The sequence below is a fragment of the Ihubacter sp. rT4E-8 genome (genome assembly GCF_049852125.1).
Classification (GTDB): domain Bacteria; phylum Bacillota; class Clostridia; order Peptostreptococcales; family Anaerovoracaceae; genus Senimuribacter.
On record NZ_CP187532.1, the window covers coordinates 643786 to 662326 of the forward strand.

At 41.8% G+C, this 18541-nt stretch carries 20 protein-coding genes and 2 pseudogenes; 21 read left to right on the plus strand and 1 reads right to left on the minus strand.

Translation table 11 applies throughout. The features are described 5' to 3' along the window. Window positions 1–135 precede the first annotated feature (135 nt). From ACPW7J_RS03220 to ACPW7J_RS03320, 21 genes and pseudogenes are all read left to right on the plus strand, one after another. Entirely contained in the window at window positions 136–1323 is a 1188-nt protein-coding gene (locus tag ACPW7J_RS03220; RefSeq protein ID WP_425756528.1) for an amidohydrolase family protein, read from the plus strand. A 1-nt stretch (window position 1324) separates the two neighbouring features. Continuing rightward, the gene (locus ACPW7J_RS03225) at window positions 1325–2068 is read left to right on the plus strand and encodes a DMT family transporter (protein ID WP_425756530.1); all 744 of its coding nucleotides are present in this window, start codon (window positions 1325–1327) and stop codon (window positions 2066–2068) included. Window positions 2069–2507: 439 nt separating this feature from the next. Beyond that, window positions 2508–3092: a helix-turn-helix domain-containing protein gene (locus ACPW7J_RS03230; RefSeq protein WP_424959328.1), complete on the plus strand. Its 585-nt coding sequence runs from the start codon at window positions 2508–2510 to the stop codon at window positions 3090–3092. A 328-nt stretch (window positions 3093–3420) separates the two neighbouring features. Continuing rightward, window positions 3421–4209: an SF0329 family protein gene (locus ACPW7J_RS03235; protein ID WP_425756532.1), complete on the plus strand. Its 789-nt coding sequence runs from the start codon at window positions 3421–3423 to the stop codon at window positions 4207–4209. Window positions 4210–4318: 109 nt separating this feature from the next. Then, window positions 4319–5674: an AAA domain-containing protein gene (locus tag ACPW7J_RS03240; RefSeq protein WP_425756533.1), complete on the plus strand. Its 1356-nt coding sequence runs from the start codon at window positions 4319–4321 to the stop codon at window positions 5672–5674. A 63-nt stretch (window positions 5675–5737) separates the two neighbouring features. Then, window positions 5738–7075, plus strand: coding sequence for an AAA domain-containing protein (locus tag ACPW7J_RS03245; RefSeq protein WP_425756535.1), 1338 nt, complete (start codon window positions 5738–5740; stop codon window positions 7073–7075). Between the two features lie 94 nt (window positions 7076–7169). After that, window positions 7170–7724 (plus strand): hypothetical protein, encoded by a 555-nt coding sequence (locus ACPW7J_RS03250; protein ID WP_425756537.1) that lies wholly within the window; start codon window positions 7170–7172, stop codon window positions 7722–7724. Further along, the gene (locus ACPW7J_RS03255) at window positions 7725–8561 is read left to right on the plus strand and encodes a hypothetical protein (RefSeq protein WP_425756539.1); all 837 of its coding nucleotides are present in this window, start codon (window positions 7725–7727) and stop codon (window positions 8559–8561) included. 433 nt (window positions 8562–8994) lie between these two features. Beyond that, window positions 8995–9366, plus strand: coding sequence for a TnpV protein (locus tag ACPW7J_RS03260; RefSeq protein WP_425756541.1), 372 nt, complete (start codon window positions 8995–8997; stop codon window positions 9364–9366). 203 nt (window positions 9367–9569) lie between these two features. Beyond that, a complete protein-coding gene (locus ACPW7J_RS03265; protein WP_084384571.1) occupies window positions 9570–9917 on the plus strand; it encodes an antibiotic biosynthesis monooxygenase family protein in 348 nt (115 codons plus the stop codon). Further along, complete coding sequence (locus tag ACPW7J_RS03270) at window positions 9917–10261, plus strand: DUF3795 domain-containing protein (RefSeq protein WP_425756543.1); 345 nt, start codon at window positions 9917–9919, stop codon at window positions 10259–10261. Before ACPW7J_RS03265 ends, ACPW7J_RS03270 begins: the two co-directional genes overlap by 1 nt. A gap of 4 nt (window positions 10262–10265) precedes the next feature. Next, window positions 10266–11171, plus strand: a complete 906-nt coding sequence (locus ACPW7J_RS03275; RefSeq protein ID WP_425756545.1) for a helix-turn-helix transcriptional regulator — start codon at window positions 10266–10268, stop codon at window positions 11169–11171. 66 nt (window positions 11172–11237) lie between these two features. Continuing rightward, window positions 11238–11406 (plus strand): annotated as a pseudogene (locus ACPW7J_RS03280) (cysteine-rich KTR domain-containing protein). A 505-nt stretch (window positions 11407–11911) separates the two neighbouring features. Further along, the gene (locus tag ACPW7J_RS03285; RefSeq protein WP_425756547.1) at window positions 11912–12355 is read left to right on the plus strand and encodes a sigma factor-like helix-turn-helix DNA-binding protein; all 444 of its coding nucleotides are present in this window, start codon (window positions 11912–11914) and stop codon (window positions 12353–12355) included. A 66-nt stretch (window positions 12356–12421) separates the two neighbouring features. After that, window positions 12422–12895: an RNA polymerase sigma factor gene (locus ACPW7J_RS03290; protein WP_425756549.1), complete on the plus strand. Its 474-nt coding sequence runs from the start codon at window positions 12422–12424 to the stop codon at window positions 12893–12895. Window positions 12896–13040: 145 nt separating this feature from the next. Then, entirely contained in the window at window positions 13041–13265 is a 225-nt protein-coding gene (locus ACPW7J_RS03295) for an AAA family ATPase (protein WP_425756551.1), read from the plus strand. A gap of 328 nt (window positions 13266–13593) precedes the next feature. Continuing rightward, window positions 13594–14559, plus strand: a pseudogene (mobV, locus tag ACPW7J_RS03300) (MobV family relaxase). A gap of 7 nt (window positions 14560–14566) precedes the next feature. Further along, the gene (locus ACPW7J_RS03305) at window positions 14567–14779 is read left to right on the plus strand and encodes a hypothetical protein (protein WP_322203241.1); all 213 of its coding nucleotides are present in this window, start codon (window positions 14567–14569) and stop codon (window positions 14777–14779) included. A 105-nt stretch (window positions 14780–14884) separates the two neighbouring features. After that, a complete protein-coding gene (locus ACPW7J_RS03310; RefSeq protein ID WP_425756554.1) occupies window positions 14885–16489 on the plus strand; it encodes a recombinase family protein in 1605 nt (534 codons plus the stop codon). 91 nt (window positions 16490–16580) lie between these two features. Next, window positions 16581–16883 carry a TnpV protein gene (locus tag ACPW7J_RS03315; RefSeq protein WP_425756555.1) on the plus strand — a complete coding sequence of 101 codons (303 nt, stop codon included), beginning with the start codon at window positions 16581–16583 and terminating at the stop codon, window positions 16881–16883. 46 nt (window positions 16884–16929) lie between these two features. Beyond that, complete coding sequence (locus tag ACPW7J_RS03320; protein ID WP_425756557.1) at window positions 16930–17586, plus strand: hypothetical protein; 657 nt, start codon at window positions 16930–16932, stop codon at window positions 17584–17586. A 95-nt stretch (window positions 17587–17681) separates the two neighbouring features. Here ACPW7J_RS03320 and ACPW7J_RS03325 read toward each other — a convergent pair whose 3' ends face one another. Then, window positions 17682–18488: a helix-turn-helix domain-containing protein gene (locus ACPW7J_RS03325; RefSeq protein ID WP_425756559.1), complete on the minus strand. Its 807-nt coding sequence runs from the start codon at window positions 18486–18488 to the stop codon at window positions 17682–17684. Between the last annotated feature and the right edge of the window lie 53 nt (window positions 18489–18541).

Consider the following 18541-nt stretch of genomic DNA (forward strand, 5'->3'; position numbering starts at 1 on the left):
GAATTGTACGAGATGAGAAATAAAAAAAGAGTTGACAAAAACCCACAATGGTGATATTCTAAAGAAAATATATCTGATATTATCACAGAAATGTTTTGAGAATTTCAATATGGAAATTGAAAAGGAGCATATGGCATGTTATTGAATCATTGCAGATTAATCAAGGAACTTTCAGGCGGTATAGAGACCGCTGACGGCGCGTTGCGCCTGGAAAATGGAAAAATCACAGAGGTGATGGCGAATGCGGCGCCGGCAGATGCGTGTGCAGGCGAAGAAGTCATCGACTGTCAGGGAAAAACCCTGCTGCCGGGCCTCATGGACACTCATACCCATATTATCGGTATTGTGGATTATTCGTCAGATCTGATGAAATCACCGATGAAGTTATTTATGAAAAGTGCGGCTGCTGCGCAGAAGTGTTTGGACTACGGTTTTACCACACTTAGAGATTGCGGTACACCGCTTCGGGTTTCTAATTTTGTCAGAGACGCTTTTGCAGACGGATTGATGACTGGACCGCGCATCATCTCCAGCGGATGTATTTTGTCACCGACGGAAATTGAGGAGATGGACAGCATTTACGAAATGTACAGCTGGGCGGACGGCGCTGACGCGATGAAGAAAGCGGCGCGAAAAGAGCTTGCCGAGCACGCCGACTATATTAAAATTATGGTGTCCGGGTCTGCATTTCACAAGCAGGGCATTCCGGTACAGCCGATTATCACGGCAGAGGAGCTTTCTGCTGCTGTAGAAATTGCCGATATGAAAGGCACTTATGTGGCAGCCCATGCCCATGGGGATGGCGCGATTCGTCTGTGCGTAGACAAGGGCGTGCGAACCATTGAGCATGCTACCTTTATCGGGGAAGAAACCATTGAAGCTGCACTTGGACGGAAAGCTTTATATTTGGTGCCGACCCTTGCCGCTATGTACCAGAACCCGGCGAAGACACCGCTTGAAATGATGTTCCTTGTCGACAAGCTGAAATGGATGCTGGATATTTCCATCGGATGCCTGACCAAAGCTTATGAGGCTGGTCTGAAAATAGGGCTTGCCACCGACAGCACCGTGGGGATGGATCAGTATGAGCAGGGTATTGAGTTCAAATACAGAAGTGAATTGTTCGGAATGAGCAATATCGATATTCTTCTGCAGGCGACCAAGGTCAACGCGGAAATCGTGGAAATGGCGGATTGTCTGGGAGAAATAAAGGCAGGCTATATTGCGGATTTAATTCTGGTGGATGGAAACCCGGATGAAGATATTTCTGTCATGTATCAGAAACCGGATATGGTCTTCCTGTCAGGTGAAAGGGTCAGATAATATGGGTCTGTTTCTTGCGCTGCTGTCCGGAAGTTTTGAGCAGCTTGCGCAGCTGCAGCATCCGGTATATCTGTTAATTTCCAGTCTTACACTGGCAGTGACATGGGTGCTTTACTATTTGGGACTTGCGGACGGACCGGTCGGCGGCGTCTTGGCGCTGCAGAATTTAGCTATCATTTTTACTATGGTACTGGAAAGTCTGGTACTGGGGATGGAGATTCGCAGTACGATGCTGTTTGGCGTAGGGCTTATCGCCGTAGCTTCTGTTTTGATGATTGAACCGCCTCGGGAAAGGTACCCTTCGGGGCAGTCCCGGCGCTGGGTGTTATATGAAATTCTGTCAGCGATGTTTATGTCCGTGTCCTTTATTTTCACCAAGATGGATACGTCTCCTGTGGACAGCAATCTTTCCAGCGGCATTCGCTACAGTGTGGTTGCGATTACAGCCTTTATATTGATGTTCTTAACTGGAAGTCACCGCACAGGAGGCAGCCGCAGCGCCCGTAGAATTTCCCGTGCTGCATGGCGCAGCGTTGTTTTGGGCGGCATCTTTTTGGGCATCGGATATATTGCACTGTATAGAGCTATGTCTCTCAACACGGCGACGCTGGTAACAACGATATTCCGCTTTAATATCGTATTTGCTGCCGTTCTTTCCGCAGTTTTTCTGAAAGAGAAGCAAAGTTCTCGCAGCGTGCTGGGACTTTGCGCCATGACAGGCGGCATTGTGCTGTTTGCGGTTTGACAGTGTCTGTGCTCCATGGGACTTGGAGGTAGGAAGTTGTGCAAAACCTGATAATACCACAGGGAAATGCACAACTTTTTCTTTCGCCGGTTGTGCAAATAGCTGGAATTTCTTTTACGATGCACAACCTTTTGTCGATTTCAAGATGATTGAAGCCGTTTCAGATGAAAAAGTTGTGCAGAAGCGTTCGAATAGTGTTTGCTTTGCACAACTTTTTCTTGGAATGGGCATGGAATAGGCGCGATTGTTGTGCAAACGGCCTCTGTCACAAGGGATTTGCACAACTATTGCAGGTCGTTGTTGTGCAAATGACTGGTTATGGAATGAAATCTGCACAACTTCCGCGCCGTTTGTTCTACGCAGCGTAGGTTGCCGCCGGGAGAAAGGTATGGTATTCTCATGATGTAAGAAGAAATAAAACGAAAGTGAGGCATATCAAATGGATACCTATATTACGGCGCGGTCTATTAAAAGACTTCGCGAAGAAAAACGGATTACCCAGAGTGAACTTGCGGAAAAACTGGGCGTCAGCAGTAAAGCGGTTTCAAAGTGGGAAACGGCGCGGGGACTTCCTGACATTTCCTTGATTGAACCGCTGGCAAAGGCGCTGGGCGTATCCGTGATTGAATTGATGAACGGCGATTACAGAATTAACGAAAATGTAGCCTGTAATCTGAAAAAATCGAAGTTTTATGTGTGCCCTGTGTGCGGCAACGTGATGCATACTACAGGGGCGGCGGTCGTCAGCTGTTGCGGCATTACGTTGCCTGAAGCAGAACCGGAAGAAGGGGACGAATGCCACAAACTGACAGTAAGCTATACGGATTCCCGTCACTATGTAAGCCTGTCCCATCCTATGACAAAGGAACATTACATTTCCTTTATCGCATATGTGACAGATGGACATTTTGAAATGAAAAAGCTGTATCCGGAAGGAAACGCGGAAGCGGATTTTCTGGGCAGAGGTCACGGTTTGATAATCGCATATTGTAATCAGCATGGACTGTATCAGAGCCGCGTGTAGAATGATTTCTATGCGCGCTTTTTCTTTTTTGCGGGTCGCGAAAACTTCCCTCCTATTGAAAAAGAGGCGTTTTGCTGTATAATAAAATCAATCGTATGATGGAGTGGAAGGTGATCTGGTGCAGAAAGAACAGATGATAGTAAAGATGATCGAGTTTTATGAAGGCAGTGTACACGATATTGAGCATTTCCTGAAGGTATACAGCTATGCAAGGCTGATTGATAGACTGTAGGAAGTGGACGAAGTTACTTTGGAAATGGCGCTGAATTTATCAGGTTAGTTGTTGGATTTTGAAGGGCATAATAAAAAGAAAGTAGGAGGAAACACCATGGGTGAAAGCTGGAACGCTATCAGAAAAAAACTGGAAGAGGACTTACTTTGTGAAAAACTGCGCGGCAGGGTACAGTATTTTTTTACAATTTATCGTAAAGCGCCGGATGCTTATGGACGATTTGCAGTCAGAGCAGATGGGGAGGAGCTGTTCTGTGCGAATCCGTACAATGAAAAATACTATGATGCAAATGTGCAGAACATCAGGAAACTGCGAAGTGTGCCGATGCGCCAGTGGGATGGAAATGGTTTTTCTTTTGAAGCGGAGAATTCTATCATAGAAGAAGAAGCAAGACTTTTAGCAATTACGGAGGGAAAGGCGGATTCCTTTGATGTGATGCGGACACTTCAAGTGTTTTTGAATCAGAAAGTGGAACGATCGTTGTGGTCTGAAAATGATCTGCTTCGTATGTTTGCAATTTTAGACAGACGTGTAGGCAAACGGACATTAGAAAAGATGACTGATTTGTATGTGGACTTGCCGGATTGGCTGAAGCCATTTTATGCACTGCGGCTTGCGGCAGAGGAGATTTTGCTGAAAAATAAATCGAAGCTTTGTTTGAGTTCTGATGGTCCAGTCCGTTTATATATTGCGGATGATGCTGTTTTAGATCATTTCGAGGAACTGACAGATACGTTTCCCCGTGCGCAGACGTTTTGCGAACAGGATTTTGTCGCTTATGTCAAAGAGAAAATCGGAAAGAATGCAATACATTTTGTGAAAGTTGTGGGAAACTATCCAAGGATAGAGCAGGAATATAAGAGGATTTGGTGGTATAACTTTTGAAAAATATTATAGTCTGAAAATATTAAATATACAATTCTTGGTTCTGATGTGATATAATATAATAATTAAATGATTTCACATTCCAGCAATTAGATAGAGGGATATATTTATGGATATGATAAAAGAAATGATTTTAGTCAAAGGCATAGATAAGACACAAGAGATTGATGTGATAGAAAAAGATATTTTGGAAAGAAAAATCAAGATTACATATAAAAGAGGAAAAACGTATTCTTATAATATGGAAAATGTCCGCATTTTTAATCTTCAGCGTGAGATCTTGTTGAAAGACCAAGTCGCATATATCAATGGAATGCCAGAATACCAACCACAAAGGATTTTAGATTTCGGTAGTAAAATCAGAATATATAGGTTTGATGGAAGTTACAAGACTATAGACCGCACAGATTTTTCCTTGATAAGCAGTGATGCGAAGACAAAAAATGTCAAGGAGGTACTCCTGTATTTGAAAGAGATTTCTTCTTTTTTGTCAGATAAAGAGGACGAAGAAGCGTTTTTGTATAAAGAAATGAAGCGTTTGAATTTTATTCATCCTGAAAGTGTGTTGGGAAGTTATTTGGGCAACCAATTGATAAGCAGAAGGAACATAGAGGATAATACACTTATATTTCCATTTCAGTTTAATCTGAGTCAGAAAGATGCGCTTGAAAAGGCATTGTCACATTCTATTTCCGTAATTGAGGGGCCACCGGGAACTGGTAAAACGCAAACCATCTTGAATATTTTAGCTAATCTTATTATTCGTAAGAAAAGCGTTGCGGTAGTATCCAATAATACTGAGGCAGTAAAGAACGTTATAGAAAAAATGGAAAAACAGGGTTATGGTTTTTTGAATGCACTTTTAGGAAGAAAGGAGTATCAGGAGGCTTTCTTTGCATCATTACCAGAAGTGCAAGTTAAAGAATGGGCTTGTGAAGAAAGCAAAGAGAATTTAGCTAGTAAAATTAGAGAACTAAATCAAAGACTTCGTGATTTAATGAAACAAGAGCGAGACATGGTTCAGTTAAGACAGAAGTTGGAAGCGTGGACACTGGAACAACAATATTTTGAAAAGTATTATGAAAAACAGGAGATTGAAAAAGTAGAAAAGTTGCCTATGTTTTGTAAATCGTCGGATCGATTACTTTCTTTTATGGCGGATACATCCATTGCAGCTCAGTATGGGATTTCGGATAAATTTTTGTTCAAGATTAAGTTATTATTCAAATATGGAATTTTTGACTTAAGTAAATTATGGCAAGATGAAGAAGCATTATTGCTATCTATACAGAAAAAATTTTATCAATTTGAAATACAGTCTATAGAAAAGAGAATAAGTTCGTTGGAACACCGATTACAGCATAACTCTTTTGATGATCTTCTGAAACAGCATCAGGAACTTTCAAAAAGAATTTTTCGAAAGTATTTGCATGAGAATTATAGCTATAGTCGGATGGAGCGTTAAAGATTTACAAAGGCAAATTTTAAGCTTCTTTTTCAGGACTTTATAAGAGCATATCCAATTATTTTGAGTACAACACACTCGCTGCGGCGATCAATTCCAGAAAATTATTTGTTGGATTATGTAATTATCGATGAAGCTTCGCAGGTAGACTTGATTACGGGTGTTCTCGCTCTTTCCTGTTGTAAGAATGCAATTATTGTTGGGGATGAAAAACAACTTGAGCAAATCACACAGGAAAATAGAATAGGAAGTAAAATAAATAGTATCCCACCTCGACAAGAATATGACTATTTCCGCCATAGCATTTTGTCTTCGGTGCTTTGTCTTTACAATGATAAACTTCCACGCACAATCTTACGGGAACACTATCGATGCCATCCTAAAATTATTAATTTTTGTAATCAGGAATATTATGATGGAAATTTAATTCCTTATACAGATACCTCAATGTCAGAATCTCCATTGATTTTATATCGTACCACAGAGGGTAATCACATGCGAGAGGTGACAAAAGGCGATAAAAAAGGAATCTATAATCAAAGGGAACTGGATGTGATAGTTGAGGAAGTTTTAAAAAACCCAGATTTATCAGAAATTGGAGGAACGATAGGGGTTGTAACACCTTATCGAAAGCAAGCGAATAAAGCTGCAGAGATGCTCTCAAATAAAATTCAAAGTGATACAGTGCATAAGTATCAGGGGCGCGAACGGGATACGATGATTATGAGTACGGTACTGGATTCTTCTTATAAAGCTACACAAAAGATGAAATTTGTTGACGATGCACGAATGGTAAATGTGTCAGTTTCGCGTGCAGTGAAACAGTTTATTTTAGTCACAGATCACGATCTGTTTTTCCAAAAAGGAAAACATATTACTCATTTGATTCGGTATATTTTGTATAATACTTTGGATGAAAAGCTGGTTAACAGCAATGTCGTGTCAGTCTTTGACTTGCTTTATAAAAGGTATTCTGAAAAACTAATACCATTAAAGAAAAGAATGAATCCTAATACCATATGGGAATCAGAGGAAGTGATACGTGTTTTATTAGAGGACATTTTGAGTAGAGAAGCGTTTTGTGGTTATGAATACCGACAGCAGATCTTGCTCCGTAACTTATTAAACGATATGTCGTTATTAAAAAAGGAGGAAGTAAGCTTTGTAAATCATAGAGCGTCCTTGGATTTTATAATATTTAGAAAGCAAGATAAAAGCTGCGTGCTTGTCATTGAAGTAGATGGCTTTGCATTTCATGAAAATAATCCAGTGCAGTTACAGAGAGATGCTATGAAAGATCGGATCTTGAAACGGTATGGTATACCTGTTTTACGGTTGCCAACAAATTCTTCAGGTATAGAGAAAAAAATAGAGGAAGGGTTAAAAAACTCTGATATTTGAATGGAATTTACAACATTTGTATAATCAGCGAAAATGTTTGTATAAATAAAAAATATATTAGTTCAGGGGAGCGCTGATGAAGGTTGACTAATCTGTGAAAGGGGTAGATCAATGGAAAGGCGGATGGAATGTGAATTTATTATTTAGATGTTTATTAGCTGTAAGTGTGACTTCTTGGATGTTTGTGATATACGGAATTAAGGAAGGTATAACTGCATGGAATATCCCCCAATGTCTTTTTGGCACAGTGCTTTTTTGCGTTCCGGTTGTGTTATCGTATATCTCTATTGGTATTACATCGTTTTTAAAAGCAGAGTCTCTTGGAGGATGTCAAAAAATTAGTTTAGCAGATAATGATTTTTTGCCAGCATACTTAGGTTACTTTTTTGTTTCTCTGAGTATTCCAGATATAACAACGATGATTTATCTGCATGTGTTTGTATTTGGGTTTGTGTTTTTTTCGCAAACACAGTACTTCAATCCAATTTTTTTACTTTTCGGGTATCATTATTACCAAATTACGACAGAATGTGGGACAAGTGTGTTTATAATCAAAAGAGGAAAAGTGATACGAAACAAAGCTTATCTTTCATTTGATAATTTGAAAAGAATCAATGATACGACGTATATTCAGAGAAAGGAAAAATAAATGAACACAATTTGCGTAAAACTCCGTATGAGAAAACATGAAAATAAATATAGAAAGCTGTTATCGACAGAAGAAGCAGTATATCCGATGTTAGCTGAATTAGTTGAATCATCACTTGACTATGCTGCAGGTGCGATGTTAGAAAATGGAGAATGGTTTAAGATTACAAATGCTTCTCAGCAACCGTATACTATAGATCTTTTAGAAGGAAATTTCGAATCGGTAGATTTTGATTCTTTGGCTAGATCAGACTTTCGGAAAATAGATTATTTGTTCGTTAAAAACGGAAAAACGATGTATTTTCAAAACGTTAGCAAATCAAAACTTGCATCTAAAAAGAGAATCGGAAGTTTTGGAGAGAGTTACAAATATGAAAGTGATAGTGAAGAAATTGTTATTAATGAATATCCAGATGCTGTGTATTGTGCAGAAACAAATATATTGTATTTCAGAAAACTAGAACCGATTGTTGGGATATTTAAAGGAATAAATGATTTGTATCGTGAAGCGACAGATGACGAAACAGAGCAGTTTCTACAAAACGATTTTATTACATTGAAGGATGATTATGGTACAGCAGATGTCAAGACTGCTAATCGCAAAAGGATTGCATTGACGTCTAAAACCCTTTTGGGATTAAGTCAAGAAGACAGATCAAACATATTCCATTACATTGGTGAATACTGTCCTGATTTAAAGACAAAAGATAATACTTTTTGTGTCGGAAATGAAGATGAATTAAAAATGGTTCTGTTCGGAATTGAACAGAGATTTTATACAACACCTGTAGGGGGAGAAAAGCGAATTGCAAATTCTGTAATTCTTTTAAACAGATAATTATAAAAATAGATTGGATTGGCTTGTGTAGTGAAATTTGTAAGGTTATCCCAAATTAAGGAAACCCCAATACGCAAAGGAGCTTAATTATATGACAAAAATACTCATGATCTGCCACGGCAGGATTTACTGTTTAGAATAAAAAGTCTCAAATCGTCTTAAATACTTCTATAAATACTAGTTCTTGTGTTCCATTCTCAATTTTACCAATGATTTACCAATATTTCTGGAGAGTCAGGCTTGCAAAAAATAAGCCAGAATGAGGAGATTAAAAATATGAGCGAATTGAAACCAAGAATAACGGAAAACGGAATTGATTATATCCTTGTCGGGGATTACTTAACTTAAAGATAACATATACATACAGCCTGCTGATACATTGCTTGCAGATACCCCGCAGAAACCAAACCATACAGAAAAGGAGTTTTTGCATATGAAATCAATATTTGAACAGTTAGGTGGCACATATCACGAGGAAAATGGGTATCTTATTCCAGATTTAAGATTACCCGCCGAAGAAGAACAGCCGATAGGCACATGGGGACAGCGGCATCTGGACTATTTGAAGCAGTACCGCAAAGTTACATACACTAATCTTCTCACAAGCGGCAGGCTCAACGCTTATCTTGCCGACATTGACAGGCAGGCGCAAGAACGCTTTGAAAGGCTCATAGAGGGCATGAAACAGGCACAGGGCATAACGGAACAGCTAAAGGAAGAAAACGCCTTAGAATGGACAGGACGGCTCAACAACATAAGGGCTTGTGCGAGGGAGATTGTGAATGAGGAAATTATTTTCGCATAGACAGGCAAGGTGGCAGAATGTAAAAGTTCTGTCACTTTTCTTTTCATAGGGCTGATTAAAGTTGATATTTGCCAGAAGGAGTTTCAGCATGGTAGAATATAAAGAAATATATCATCATCATTTCACTGTAAATAAATTGAGGAATGCGACATGCTTGTTGTCACATTCCTAATGCTATAACTAAAATGAAGGAGGAATTGAATATGCCGTTTACTGAAATATGTATTTATCAAGTCAAGCCGCAAAAGGTAGAAGAATTTGAAGCTCTGATGCTTGAAGCCAAAAGCCTCTTAGAAAAACAGGAGGGATTGCTTCTGCTTCGGTTCGCCAAAAGAGGGTATCGCATAGACATGGAGCAAATTAAGGAGGGGCTTCCACCTCTTAAAATTAACCGTATCGTAAAAAGTGTTAAGTATATGCTTTACTGGGAATTTGATACGAAAGAGAACTACGGAGCAGCACAAAAAAATCTTTATGACAGCTATTGGAAGTCTATTGAAAAATGTTTAATAGTTCCGCATGACAAATATTTAGGAGAGGGAGTGTTTTAATGGATTTTTCATATTGTGGATTGGATTGTAATGAATGTCCTGTTTATTTGGCTACTATCAGCAAAAATACAGATGAACAAATAAAATTGGCAAACGAATATTCAACTGATGTTACAAAATTCTCAAAAGAGGATATGTATTGTTTGGGATGTCATTCTGATATGGTGTCACAAAAGATGTGCGGTGATTGTGAAATAAGACTATGTGGCGTTAAGAAACCCTATGGAAGTTGTGCCGAGTGTGACAAATTTCCATGTTCTATACTGGAAAAAAATTTAGGTGATAATTCAGAAAATTTGAATCATTTAAAACAGCTTGCCATTAAACACAAAAAGACAGAGTGATAATATGCAGATAGACAGACTTATTCAAATTGTGTTTCTCTTGTTAAGGCATGAGAATATAACTGCGAAGCAACTGGCGGAGGAACTTTGCGTTTCCACCCGCACGATATATAGGGACATCAATATACTTTCGATTGCGGGAATACCGATTACATCACAAAAGGGATATGGCGGAGGATTGTCGTTATTACAAGGCTTTTCACTGGACAAATCTTATTTTACGCAGGAAGAACAAAAGAATATTATACAGGCGTTGCAGATTCTAAAGTCGTCAAATTATCCCGACGCTGATAAATCATTAAACAAGATTGCTGGATTGTTTAGTCACAATTTGCAGTCCGAATGGCTAGAGATTGATTTTTCCTATTGGGGAAGTCCTGAAAAGGAACGAAGCAATATTACGGTTTTAGAACGTGCGATAATCAATAAGTATGTGATTACGTTCACTTATTTTAATGCAGAATTGACAATCACCAATCAGATTGTCGAACCGTTGAAATTGGTTTTCAAATCTCATGCATGGTATCTTGTTGCCTATTCAAAGCGCAAAAATGATATTCGCACTTTTAAGATGTCCCGCATAAGGGAGCTTCAAATAACAGACCAATTATTTGACCGTGAATTGCCAAAGGATTTTTCCATTACCCCTGCCTACAAGGAAGAATACAATACGCCGATATTCGTATTACATTTTTCGGAAAAGATAGCGTATAAAGTCTATGATGAATTTCAAGAGAAATATATTAAAAAATTAGAAGATGGAACATTGGAAGTGACTTTTAGATACCAGCTTAGTGATTGGACTTTCCTATATCTGCTTTCTTTTGGGGAATATGTTGAAATTATTGAACCTGTTGAAGCAAGAAATATTCTAAAGGAAAAAGCTAAAAGAATATCTGCCATGTACTAACAATGTCGGAAATGTAGATGTTTGCCGTAATTTAAAAGATTATAAATAGCAATTATAGGAGTGTTTATGAAAGAAAAGTGGATACGCTGTCCTGTTTGCGGTAACAAAACCCGTGACAGAATTAGAGAAGACACGGTTTTGAAAAACTACCCTCTCTATTGCCCGAAGCAAGCAGGAAACTTTGATTGAAGTCAAAAGTTTGCAAATAACAGTCATCACAGAGCCAGACGCATAGACGCAGAGCCGATGAACTTGTGAAATAAAATCACAGTTTGTTGGCTCTATTTTATTTCATAGGATTTTAAGGCAAACGCCCACCATATAAAAAAACGGTGTTTTGGTGGGCGGTATTGCTATGCCCGAAAAGACTTAACAGACACTCTCCAGACCTGTTTTGAGTTTGGAGGGATTTTTTTATGTTCTTTTTTCGGGCAGTAATCTATCTGCTCATGCAACGCAGATATGACTTATACATAGCATATCGGGGATTGGCAGGAAGCCAGTTAAAAAAATCCCTGCTTATGCAACGCTACTTCTCACCATGAAACCAGAAGTAGAATCTCCACTTAACAGAATATGTATCTCCTATAACCGTAGAGGTCACAGAACCTTTGCGGTTTTTCTTTTGTCGTTTTTTATCGGAATGTGCCGCAGGGCTGTTTCCACTGTTGGCTGTCGTTCGCCGCCTTTCCAATCTGGATTTTTACATTTTCAAAAATTCGGATTGGAGGAAATAAGGAATGGCATATAACCACGGACGTGAGGACAGGAAATGGCGTATCTGGAAAGAAGCCGAGGAAAAAGTGCTGCGTGAGCATGGCGTTGATGAAGCGGTCATTGAGCAAATCCACATGGAGGACAGGGCGGACTTTAATTCCAACAGGCGGTTTTACCGATGGACGAGCGACTTCGGCGAATACCTTGAGGGAATGGCGGACGCTGAACAACAGGCAGAGCCGAATACCGTTGCGGACTTGCTGGACGAGATTGAGGACGAGAAACTGTATCAGGCACTTCTTACGGTGGACAAGCATACCCTGCTCATTCTCCTGTTGAAAATGCAGGGGTATTCCACAAGGGAGATTGCGGCAATGGCAGGGCTTACCGAAAGGGCGGTCTACAAACGCCTTGAACGGCTCCGTAAAAAATTAAAGCCTATTTTTTATCCTTTCGGGGAAATTTAACCATTTCCACGGGCTATTGGGTGGGAGGGCAATCCTCCCGCTCAGTTTTTTTCGGGAGGAAAGGGAATGGCATACGGGGCAAAAACTTACACGCTTCGGGAGGAATCCACGGAAAGCGGCGCAAGGTATTTTATCAGCTTTAAGGACGGGCAGGGGGAACACCACGAACTGGAAGTGTCCGAACAATTATTCATTGAATTTCGGCAGATGGAAAGGAGGAACAGAAACCTTGAGCAATGGAACCAGCGGCACAGGGAGTTTAACGAGGTGTGGGACGAAACGCTTTACAGACGTGCTTTGCGAGTGCCTAAGAGCCTTGATGAAAGAATGATTGAAAAAGAACGAAATGAACTGTTTTACAAAGCGGTTGCCCGATTGCCAGAGATACAAAGGCGGCGTTTCCTGCTCTACTACGAGTATGATTTCAACTTTTACCAAATCGGCAAGATGGAGCATTGCACCGCTTCCGCTGTTCAGAAATCTGTTTCGGTTGCAAGGGAAAAAGTCAAGGCAGAAATGAGGAAGTATCTCAAACCTTGACGATTACCGCCCGAAAAAGAAATCCGTTTTGCGTGGGACTGGCGGTATTACATACTCCCACTTTTTTTCGTGGGAGTAAATCTATTTAAGGAGGTCACATCTATGTGCAACAAAACCAAAGACACCGCCCGAAAGGAGGAATCCCATGCAGAAGCTTCAGACGGTCAACGCCGACACGCTCCTCTATGAGCCGCTTGAGAAGCCGTCCTTTGTGGTGGACGGTCTGATACCCACGGGCTTAACCCTGTTCTGCGGCGCACAGAAAATCGGCAAGAGCTGGCTCATGTTAAAGCTCTGCCTATGCGTGTCGCAGGGAATCCCCTTGTGGGATAAAATCGGCGGTTCTGCCCTTCGGGAGAACACCCCGTAAACGCAAGATGCAGGCGTGGGCTTTGCTCGCCCTTTTCGGCTCGTAAAGCCACCCCTGCGGTCAGAAAAATCTTCCGATTTTTCCGACTGCGTTTACAGGGTGTAACACACTACACTTTGCTTCGCAAAGTCGTGTGCCAGACGTTCCCTCTGGACTCCCTTAAAGCAGGGCTCACGCCCTGCCCATCCTGCGCCTTGCGGCTTCGGATGGAAGAATGTGCGGTGACAGTCGGCGGCTCCCGTGGGGGCATCCCAAAAACACCGTCACCACCGTCACCAACCGTCACCCTCTGGAAGATTACCCGCCGAAAGAAAGGAGGAATCCTGCCATGCCTTATGCAATCCTGCGTTTCCAGAAACGCAAGGCAGGCGGCGTTGCGGCTTGTGAACGCCACAACGAGCGGAAGAAAGAAGCCTATAAAAGCAACCCAGACATTGACGTGGGACGCTCCAAAGATAACTACCATCTTGTGAAGCCGCCCCGCTACACCTACAAGAAAGAGATAAACCGAATGGTGGCTGAAGCAGGGTGCAGGACGAGGAAAGACAGCGTGATGATGGTGGAAACGCTCATCACCACTTCGCCCGAATTTATGAACAGCTTACCACCAGAAGAACAAAAAGCCTATTTCCAGACGGCTCTTGACTTCATTTCAGAGCGTGTGGGAAAATAGAATATCCTCTCCGCAGTCGTCCACATGGACGAGAAAACGCCCCATATGCACCTATGCTTTGTGCCGCTTACGCCAGACAACAAGCTGTCAGCGAAGTCTATTTTAGGCAACCAGAAATCCTTATCCGAATGGCAGACCGCCTACCATGAGCGTATGTCCGCACGGTGGAATCAGCTTGAACGGGGGCAGTCCTCAATGGAAACGAAGCGGAAACACATCCCCACATGGCTCTATAAGTTGGGCGGCAGATTGGACAAGCAGTATGCGGAAATCGTGTCTGCCCTCTCTGATATTAACGCTTTTAACGCAGGCAAGAAAAGGGATAAGGCGTTAGAACTGCTCTCCGCATGGCTTCCAGACGTGGAGAAATTCTCAAAGGAAATCAGTAAACAGAGTGCTTATATTGATAGTTTAAAAGAGAGAATCGGGCAGGAAGCCGACTATGCAGGGCGTATGCGTGATGAAAAGTACGAACAGGAATTAAAGATACAGAAAGCCAACCAGAGGATATTTGAGTTGCAGAGAACCAATCAGCAGATGGAACGATTATTGAAAAGGATACCGCCAGAAGTATTGGAGGAATTGCAGAAATCGAGTAAAAACAGGTCAAAGGAAAGGTAGGGATTGAATGGTTAAATTGTTCGACAGGATGATACAGACAGGCATAAAGCCAAAGGAGAAAGGCATCCCGCAGGGCTGTTTCATAGAAAAAGACGGTCAGTCATTCTTTATTTGCGGCAAAGACGTTATCTGTTTTACCGAGCATTTCAGCGATAAAAAGCAGACAGTGGAAAGGCTTGCGGAGAATGTCATGCGGTACGAGAGGAAAAAATCTGCATAATAAATGCCGCTGGCGATGGAAAAACAGCCTACCCCATGCTATAATAAGTTCATGCAAGCGGTGTATTGTGGCAGGCTGTTTCCAAAGGACAGGAGGTTAAAACAAGTGAAACAGCAGCAATACAATACAGCGTTATATATGCGTTTGAGCCGTGATGACGAGCTGGAAGGGGAAAGCGCAAGCATTTCCACGCAGAAACAGATACTAAGGGATTACGCAAATGAGCAGGGATTTTTAGTCGTAGACGAGTACGTGGACGATGGATTTTCTGGTACGAATTTTGAAAGACCAAGTTTTAAACGCATGATTGAGGACATAGAGGACGGGAAAATCAACTGCGTTGTCACAAAGGATTTGTCAAGGCTTGGCAGGAACTATATCCTCACAGGGCAGTACACGGAGCTTTATTTCCCAAGCAAGGGCGTAAGGTACATCGCAATCCATGACGGCGTTGACACGATAAGGGAGGACAACGACATCGCCCCGTTTAAGAACATCGTCAACGAATGGCAGGCAAAAGAAACGAGCCGCAAGGTAAAAAATGCGATGAAAGCCAAGTTTAAAAATGGGGAATACATCGCCCCTGTCGTGCCAATCGGCTATAAAATCAACCCTGCCGAGAAGAACAGGCTTGTCGTTGACGAGGAAACGAAGTGGATTGTGGAGAAGATTTTCGCGCTTGCGGCGCACGGATACGGGGCGAACAAAATCTGCCGCACCCTTGCCGCCGAGAAAGTCCCGATACCCGCATGGTGGGCGTCGCAGAAAAACGGCTACAAGGCGAATATTTTTGAGGGTCAGCCAGAGGGGAAGAAATACCTCTGGAACATCGTTACCGTAAGCAAAATCCTTCAGAATGAAATCTATCTGGGCAACACCGTGCATTACCAGATACAGAAACTCTCCTACAAGTCAAAGAAGAACGTCAAGCGACCGAAAGAGGACTGGATGCGGATTGAGAACACCCACGAGCCGTTAGTTGACCGTGAAACATGGGATTTAGTGCAGGGGCATATCAATTCCCGCAAACGCAGCCGAAAGGACGATGAGCCGCAGATATTCGCAGGGCTGCTCAAATGCGGAGAGTGCGGATGGAGCTTGTCGGCGGCAAACACAAAGAACAAGTCGAGGTATTACCGCTGCACGCAGTATTCCGCACATGGGAAAGAAGCGTGTTCCCTGCATTTCATCACTTACAACCTGCTCTATGCTTTTGTCCTCGGACGGTTACAATACTGGCTGATGGCGGTAAAGGAGAATGAGGACGCCATTCTGGAACGGCTGTTGCAGAGTAGCAAGAAACAGCGGAAGTCAGAGAATGCCCGTGATGAAAAAGAACTGAAAAAGGCGCAGAAACGCAGGCAGGAACTGAACAACCTCTTTGCGAAGATGTACGAGGACAGGGTGAAAGGGCTTCTTGACGAAGAAAATTATTCCATGCTTTCCGTCAAATACCGCACGGAGCAGCAACAGCTTGATGAAACGATAAAGACCGTATCCGCAAGGCTTGAGGATGCCAAAGCGGAAACGGACGACACAAAACGGTGGGTAGATTTAATCCAGAAATACAGCGCAATAGACGAGCTTACCGCCCCTCTTTTGAATGAACTGATTGAGAAAATCGCAGTCCATCAGTGGAGGAAAGACGAGAATGGCAAGAAAGTATGGGATATTGAAATTTACTACCGTTTTGTCGGGAAGATTGATTAGATACAGAAACTATGGGGAATGTGCCATTTGCGGCAGTTCCCCGAAGGATTATCCTTAAGTAAAGTAAAGCGGAGATTACTACATCCCGGATTTGAAGCTGCCGGAGGAACACCGCCCTATCGGAAAGTATGGACGGATGCACCAGGAATATTTAAGAGAAGTCCATCCAGCCAGATTGAATACATTGATACTGACCGGGGAGTTATGGACATACCTTGCAGACCTGAACGAACAAGCACAGGAACGGTTAGCCACCATCATGGAGCAGATGAAAGCTGTCGAGGGCGTGACAGAGGAATTAAAGCGCACTTCTCAAATGGAATGGGTGCAGCGTTGCAATAACATTCACAACCGGGCAGAAGAAATTGTTTTGCATGAGATGATTTATTCATAACGGTATGATAGAATGATTACTGTTAAATTAGAATTGGGAGATGCCTATGAACAAGTTTTTGAATGATATAAGGAGTGCGGAAAATCCTATATCTGGTAATAGAAAAATTATAAATACCATAGCTATATTGTTCCTTGGAATAGCTTTGGGGACTTTTTCAAAATTTTTGGATTTTCGTCAAGCTGAACTGCCAAGTGTGCTTATGGCAATAGATGGAGCATTAGATGTTCATAATTTCCTTGGGCGTTTTGCAATTTGGGTATTGATTGCACTGTGTATTTCTATTTATAGTAATTCTGCAACAAGAGCAAGTGTTAATGTTTTTGCGTTTTTTGCTGGCATGGTTGCAAGTTACTATTTGTATTCAAACTATGTCGCAGGATTTTTCCAAAGAAGCTACGCTATGATTTGGTTTGGCTTTACCATGATTTCTCCGTTCTTGGCATTTGTCTGTTGGTATGCGAAAGGAAAAAGCAGACCTGCATTTATGCTATCAGTATTGATTTTAGCAGTATTGTTTAACATGACTTTCGTATATGGATGGGGATATTTCGAAGCACGCTCTGTTTTAGAATTGATAGTCTTTATCATCGGACTTACTGTTTTGAGGAGGGACACATTGAAAAGTTCTGTGCTAATGGGAACAATTAGTATAGTTCTTGCAGTTTTACTTGATATGGTTATTCCATTTCATTTTGGATAAACAACTTCCAGTGTCGTTCTGAAAATTCAACTGAATAGCTACAACACAAACCGCTGCTACATGGAAGCCAACAAACCATGCAACAGCGGTTTTTTTTACCGTTTTTTCCTCTGGCTGATAGGCGTTCCCATTTTCTTTGATTTTTGGAGAATCCGAATCAGCCAGCGAAATTCTTCTTCCGATAAATTTTTGTAGTTGATACCGAGCTGCTTGCAGTAAAGCATTGCCAGTTTTTCCAAACGGCTGCCTTTGAAATTTTCGACAGCTTCCAGATTTTCTTTCAGTTCATCGGCAACAGTGGTCTGGGGCGCACTCTCACTGTCCTTTTTGTGGGCTTCCCGAATATCCCGGATAATCCGGTTGAGGTCATCCAGAACCATGTGGCTGAAATACTCATCATCGCTGATATGGGCAGCTTGCAGCACCTTCAAATGCGGGTCATCTTCGCCGGGGCGATACCGTTCAATGATTTCATGCCGGACAGTGTCGACAAGTGCATTGAGGTTTTGAATCTGCATGGTGGCAATCCCGTCCACATAAATCTCAATATCTGCAAGAAACTTGATAAAATCTTTATGTGTGGCAAGCTCACAGAGCAGACGGTTGTTAATCCGACCGCTTTTCAGAAGTGCGACCATCTCATCATTCAAATGCAGCTCCGTCAATGGCGTGTTGATCTGCTCCCTGTTCTCTGTCCGGCACAGCAGATAATCAACGGAAACTCCATAGAAGTCTGCCAGCGTGATAAGGTTGCCATGATTGATTTCCTTATAATCCTCTTTTTCATAACTTCCAAGAGCTGATTTGGAAATACCCGTCAACTCTGATAATTCTTCCAGATTTAAGCCTTTGTCCTTGCGGAGTTCCCAAAGGCGTTCCTGTATGCTTGTCGCTCCTTTCATGGGCACACGCTCCTTTCCGGCGGTTTGATTGCTGCCGCTTAACTGGATTATAT

What these genes read in the sequence shown, in the direction of transcription:
- ACPW7J_RS03260 (WP_425756541.1), top strand. Translation starts at nt 8,995, where the DNA reads ATGAAATCAATATTTGAACAGTTAGGTGGCACATATCACGAGGAAAAT.
- ACPW7J_RS03295 (WP_425756551.1), top strand. Translation starts at nt 13,041, where the DNA reads ATGCAGAAGCTTCAGACGGTCAACGCCGACACGCTCCTCTATGAGCCG.
- ACPW7J_RS03320 (WP_425756557.1), top strand. Translation starts at nt 16,930, where the DNA reads ATGAACAAGTTTTTGAATGATATAAGGAGTGCGGAAAATCCTATATCT.
- ACPW7J_RS03240 (WP_425756533.1), top strand. Translation starts at nt 4,319, where the DNA reads ATGGATATGATAAAAGAAATGATTTTAGTCAAAGGCATAGATAAGACA.
- ACPW7J_RS03290 (WP_425756549.1), top strand. Translation starts at nt 12,422, where the DNA reads ATGGCATACGGGGCAAAAACTTACACGCTTCGGGAGGAATCCACGGAA.
- ACPW7J_RS03325 (WP_425756559.1), bottom strand. Translation starts at nt 18,488, where the DNA reads ATGAAAGGAGCGACAAGCATACAGGAACGCCTTTGGGAACTCCGCAAG.
- ACPW7J_RS03305 (WP_322203241.1), top strand. Translation starts at nt 14,567, where the DNA reads ATGGTTAAATTGTTCGACAGGATGATACAGACAGGCATAAAGCCAAAG.
- ACPW7J_RS03265 (WP_084384571.1), top strand. Translation starts at nt 9,570, where the DNA reads ATGCCGTTTACTGAAATATGTATTTATCAAGTCAAGCCGCAAAAGGTA.
- ACPW7J_RS03220 (WP_425756528.1), top strand. Translation starts at nt 136, where the DNA reads ATGTTATTGAATCATTGCAGATTAATCAAGGAACTTTCAGGCGGTATA.
- ACPW7J_RS03275 (WP_425756545.1), top strand. Translation starts at nt 10,266, where the DNA reads ATGCAGATAGACAGACTTATTCAAATTGTGTTTCTCTTGTTAAGGCAT.
- ACPW7J_RS03285 (WP_425756547.1), top strand. Translation starts at nt 11,912, where the DNA reads ATGGCATATAACCACGGACGTGAGGACAGGAAATGGCGTATCTGGAAA.
- ACPW7J_RS03235 (WP_425756532.1), top strand. Translation starts at nt 3,421, where the DNA reads ATGGGTGAAAGCTGGAACGCTATCAGAAAAAAACTGGAAGAGGACTTA.
- ACPW7J_RS03270 (WP_425756543.1), top strand. Translation starts at nt 9,917, where the DNA reads ATGGATTTTTCATATTGTGGATTGGATTGTAATGAATGTCCTGTTTAT.
- ACPW7J_RS03230 (WP_424959328.1), top strand. Translation starts at nt 2,508, where the DNA reads ATGGATACCTATATTACGGCGCGGTCTATTAAAAGACTTCGCGAAGAA.
- ACPW7J_RS03225 (WP_425756530.1), top strand. Translation starts at nt 1,325, where the DNA reads ATGGGTCTGTTTCTTGCGCTGCTGTCCGGAAGTTTTGAGCAGCTTGCG.
- ACPW7J_RS03255 (WP_425756539.1), top strand. Translation starts at nt 7,725, where the DNA reads ATGAACACAATTTGCGTAAAACTCCGTATGAGAAAACATGAAAATAAA.